Below are 4,007 nucleotides of genomic sequence, written 5' to 3'. Positions count from 1 at the left end.
CTACAACCTCGGCAAAGCCTGCCACCTCGCGCACGCCCTGCGCCATAGCCTCGATACGGGCGTCCGTTAGTCGCAGACGATCGAGCAATGCCGCACTAAGCCCCGATTTCTCGCCGTTTGCAAGGTCTTTAGCGTTTGCCGCTTTTATCGCGTCTTTTTGCGCGAGTAGCTCGTCCGCCACGGCGTTTAAAATTTCAAATTTAGCCTTGCTGTCAAGTCTCAAAAGCTCGCTACAAGCGGCCTTTGCGCGCTTACAGATATTTAAAATTTCGTTCATTTTCGCTCCTTAATTTATAAAGCGCCCTCTCTTAGGCGCAAAGAAGTAACAAGACAAAGCAAAATTTAGCGATGCGTCTACCAAATTTTAGCTTTAAATTTGACTTGATTATAGCTAAATTCGCCCGAATTTCATGCGACCGTAAAAATACGCTATAATCGCCAAAATTTATAAAAAGGAAGCAAAATGGGCGGGATAAAAGAGTTTTTAAAACACGAAGCTAGCGGCGGGATTTTACTGATGATCGCTACGGTCGCGGCGCTACTATGCCAAAACACGTTTTTGAGCGATTTTTACAACGAGTTTTTAAAGACCAAATTTACCGTGAGCTTCGGCGAATACGGGCTAAGCAAGCCGTTAATATTGTGGGTGAATGACGGGCTGATGGCGGTATTTTTCTTTCTCATCGGACTCGAGCTAAAGCGCGAGGTTTTGGAGGGCGAGCTAAAAAATCCGTCGCAAATCGCGCTGCCTGCCATCGGTGCGGCAGGCGGCCTGATAGTGCCCGCGGTCATTTTTTATCTTTTTACAAAACACGACTCCTTTGCGCTTGGCGGCTGGGCGATACCGACAGCGACGGATATCGCGTTTGCTCTGGGTATCTTGAGCCTACTTGGGCCTCGCGTACCGACTAGTTTAAAAATTTTCCTCATGACGCTAGCGATTGTCGACGACCTTTGTGCGATCGTGATTATCGCGCTATTTTACACGAGCGAGCTTAGCACACAAATGCTTGCGGTAGCGAGCGTTTGCCTAGCCGCGCTTTTTGCGCTAAACAGACTCGGCGTAAAGAGCAAAGCGGCGTATCTAATCGTAGGCGCGGTGATGTGGGTAGCGGTGCTAAAATCGGGAATTCACGCCACGCTTGCGGGCGTCGTATCGGCCTTTTTCATACCGCTTAGTTTTAAAGACGAGCCCGGCAAATCTATGCTAAAAAGCATCGAGCACGACCTGCACGGCTGGGTGGCTTTTGGCGTGCTGCCGATATTTGCCTTCGTAAACGCAGGCATCTCGCTGCGAGGCGTCGGACTGGACGAGATTTTGTCTCCGGTCGCGCTAGGCACGGCGCTGGGGCTTTTCGTCGGCAAGCAAGTCGGGGTATTTTCTTTTAGCTTTTTAGCGATCAAATTTAAGCTAGCCAAGCTGCCCGAGGGGTCAAATTTCATCCAGCTTTACGGCATCGCGGTGCTTTGCGGCGTCGGGTTTACGATGAGCCTTTTCGTTAACGGCTTAGCCTACAACGACACAGACGCCTTTGCCTACACGGACAAGCTCGCTATCTTGCTAGGTTCGGTAGTTTCGGGCGCCGCCGGGTTTATATTGCTAAAATTTAGCACCCAAAATCCGGGCGCGATAGAAAAACGGTAGCGAGCAAAACGGTTCACTCCCGCCGGCCGCCTCGTAATATATAAATCAAATCGCAAACTACGCCGCCAAACGCCGCAAAAATCGCGCCGATAACAAGGGCTACGGCAAGATTATAAGGCGCGCTGTCGTTTGCAAGGGCGTAGGCGTCAAACCGCACGTAAACGCCCCATCTGCCGCCCATCCCCTCCGGCGCAAATAGCAGCCCGCTAAGCGCGAGAAAGCAAAAACCGCCGAGCAGGGCAAACGCTGCCATAAGTTTGACTAAATTTACCCGCCTAAAATCCTCTTTGCCGTAGTTTAGGCAAAAAACGGCCGCGAAAAAACACAGCCAAAAACACGCGGCGCAGGCGTAAAAGGCTACGACTTCGATTTTTAATCCGTTTTTAGCCAAATCATCCAAAAACGGCGCAAAAACCCGCACGGCACGGATAAAGCCCGGCCAAAAATTCGACCGAAAAATCTCTTCCGGGCTCAAATTTAGCGCCCAAACTCCAAGCGCAGCAAAAACTATAACGCCCAGCGAAAACGGCGCCCAGCCGGCTAAAATCGCTCTCTCAAACAAGCCTTTGCGCGCTGCAGAGTCGCGCCGAGATTTCGCAGTCTCCGATTCTTTTTCATTCATCGTTTTCCTTAAATTTATCCGTATTTTAAAGCGCGCTCTAAAATCAACCGTCAAATTTAACGGCACCCACGCGGTTGGTTTGGGCGGCTAAATTTGATCAAATTGAAACACCGTATCAGCTTTAAATTTTACCGCCGCATAGCGAAATCTGCCTCAAATTTGACGTAAATTTGACGCGATGACGACCAAATTTAGCCGCCAGTAAACCGTCAAATTTGACCTAAATCAGCGCGATATTGTCGATATGCAGCGCCTCGTCCTCGTATTTGTAGCCCAGAACCGCCTCGATCTCCTCGCTCTTGCGACCTTTTATGAGAGCTAGCTCGGCCGAGGAGTAGTTTGTTATGCCGCGAGCTAGCGTCCGGCCGCCTGCGTCTTTGATAGCCAGCGTTTCGCCGCGCTCAAACTCGCCCACGACCTCGCGGATGCCGACTGCTAGCAGGCTTTTGCCCTCTTTTAGCGCCTTTGCCGCGCCTGCGTCGATAGCGACTGAGCCCTTGTCCGCGGCCGAGTAGGCGAGCCAGTATTTACGCGAGTTTATCCTATTTTTACCTGCCAAAAATAGCGTCCCGACCTCGCAGCCCTGTGCCGCTCGGACTATATTTCGCGGGTCGGCGCCGTTTGCGATGATGAGGTGAGTGCCGTTTTTGGTCGCCATCTGGGCTGCGGTGATTTTAGTGCGCATGCCGCCGGTGCCAAATTTACTGCCCTCCGCGCCCGCAGCCGCTCTGATGCTATCATCTAAATTTTCGACCAAATTTATAAATTTAGCGTCCGCAAAAACGCTTGGATTTTTGTCATACAGCCCGTCGATATCGGTCAAAATCACGAGCAAATCAGCCTCGATTAGCCCCGCCACCAGCGCGCTTAGCGTGTCGTTGTCGCCAACTTTTACGCCCCTTATTCCCTCGCCCACGACGGGGTCGTTTTCATTGATGACTGGGATGATTTTTTTGGCAAGCAAGGAACGCAGGACGCTGCGCATATTTAGGTAGCGGCGGCGGTCGCTAAAGTCGTCTTTGGTCAGCAGCAGCTGCGCGATCGTTTTGCCGTGCGCCCAAAATAAAATTTGATAAAGATGGATGAGCGAAACCTGCCCGATGGCGGCCAGAGCTTGCTTTTCGACGATGGATTTTGGCTTGTGCGCGAGCTTCATCTGCCCCATGCCCGCACCCACGGCGCCCGAGGTTACGAAGACCACTTCGGCGTTTTCGTTTAGCTCGCTTAAATTTGCCACGATTTGCTTGATTTTATCCTCGTTTAGCGATCCGTCCGCGTTTGCCAGCGTTGAGGTACCGACCTTTACGACGATGCGTTTTACGCCGCCTAGAAGCTCTTTTCTGTTCATTTTGTCGCTCCGAAATTTTTGAAAATTATACCCAAAACGGCTTATTTTAAATTTTATGTTTTTACAACTAGGCGAAGAGTTTAGTATAAAAGATATACGCGGCACAATGGCCAAGATCGCCTCTGCGCTTGAACGAGTCGATACGCTCGCGCGCACGGTAGCGATGGCGGAGATTCCCGTGGGCATCATAACCTCTTTGGTGGGTGCGCCCTTTCTCATCGCGCTTTTAAGAAGCAAGGCAAAGGAGCTGCTAAAATGATACTGCAAACGAAAAATTTATCCTTTAGCTACGGCGGATTTGGCCTCGAAGACGTAAGCATCGAGATCAAAAGAGGCAGCATATGCGGACTTTTGGGCACTAACGGCAGCGGCAAGAGCACGTTTTTTAACTG

General features: G+C 50.9%; 5 protein-coding genes and 1 pseudogene. 3 read left to right on the top strand and 3 right to left on the bottom strand.

Translation table 11 applies throughout. The features are described 5' to 3' along the window. Positions 1–277, bottom strand: a pseudogene (proA, locus tag Q0314_RS02155) (gamma-glutamyl-phosphate reductase); the annotation flags it as partial. Between the two features lie 186 nt (positions 278–463). Here proA and nhaA point away from each other — a divergent pair. Then, positions 464–1,645, top strand: a complete 1,182-nt coding sequence (nhaA, locus tag Q0314_RS02150) for a Na+/H+ antiporter NhaA (RefSeq protein WP_298056017.1) — start codon at positions 464–466, stop codon at positions 1,643–1,645. A 13-nt stretch (positions 1,646–1,658) separates the two neighbouring features. Here nhaA and Q0314_RS02145 read toward each other — a convergent pair whose 3' ends face one another. Together Q0314_RS02145 and proB are read right to left on the bottom strand one after the other, a co-directional pair. Beyond that, positions 1,659–2,267 carry a hypothetical protein gene (locus Q0314_RS02145; RefSeq protein WP_298056013.1) on the bottom strand — a complete coding sequence of 203 codons (609 nt, stop codon included), beginning with the start codon at positions 2,265–2,267 and terminating at the stop codon, positions 1,659–1,661. Positions 2,268–2,487: 220 nt separating this feature from the next. Then, entirely contained in the window at positions 2,488–3,615 is a 1,128-nt protein-coding gene (gene proB, locus Q0314_RS02140) for a glutamate 5-kinase (protein ID WP_298056010.1), read from the bottom strand. Positions 3,616–3,670: 55 nt separating this feature from the next. Between proB and Q0314_RS02135 the strand changes: the two genes are divergently transcribed. Then, positions 3,671–3,874 carry an iron chelate uptake ABC transporter family permease subunit gene (locus tag Q0314_RS02135; RefSeq protein WP_298056008.1) on the top strand — a complete coding sequence of 68 codons (204 nt, stop codon included), beginning with the start codon at positions 3,671–3,673 and terminating at the stop codon, positions 3,872–3,874. Next, positions 3,871–4,007: ATP-binding cassette domain-containing protein (locus tag Q0314_RS11265; RefSeq protein ID WP_009495652.1), on the top strand; the 137-nt coding region annotated here is incomplete at its 3' end. The genes Q0314_RS02135 and Q0314_RS11265, both read left to right, overlap by 4 nt.

Origin of the sequence: uncultured Campylobacter sp. (assembly GCF_938040115.1) — a bacterium.
Taxonomy (GTDB): Bacteria; Campylobacterota; Campylobacteria; order Campylobacterales; family Campylobacteraceae; genus Campylobacter_A.
The sequence above is the reverse complement of the archived record's forward strand: the minus strand, read 5'-3'. Positions and strand labels throughout refer to the sequence as shown.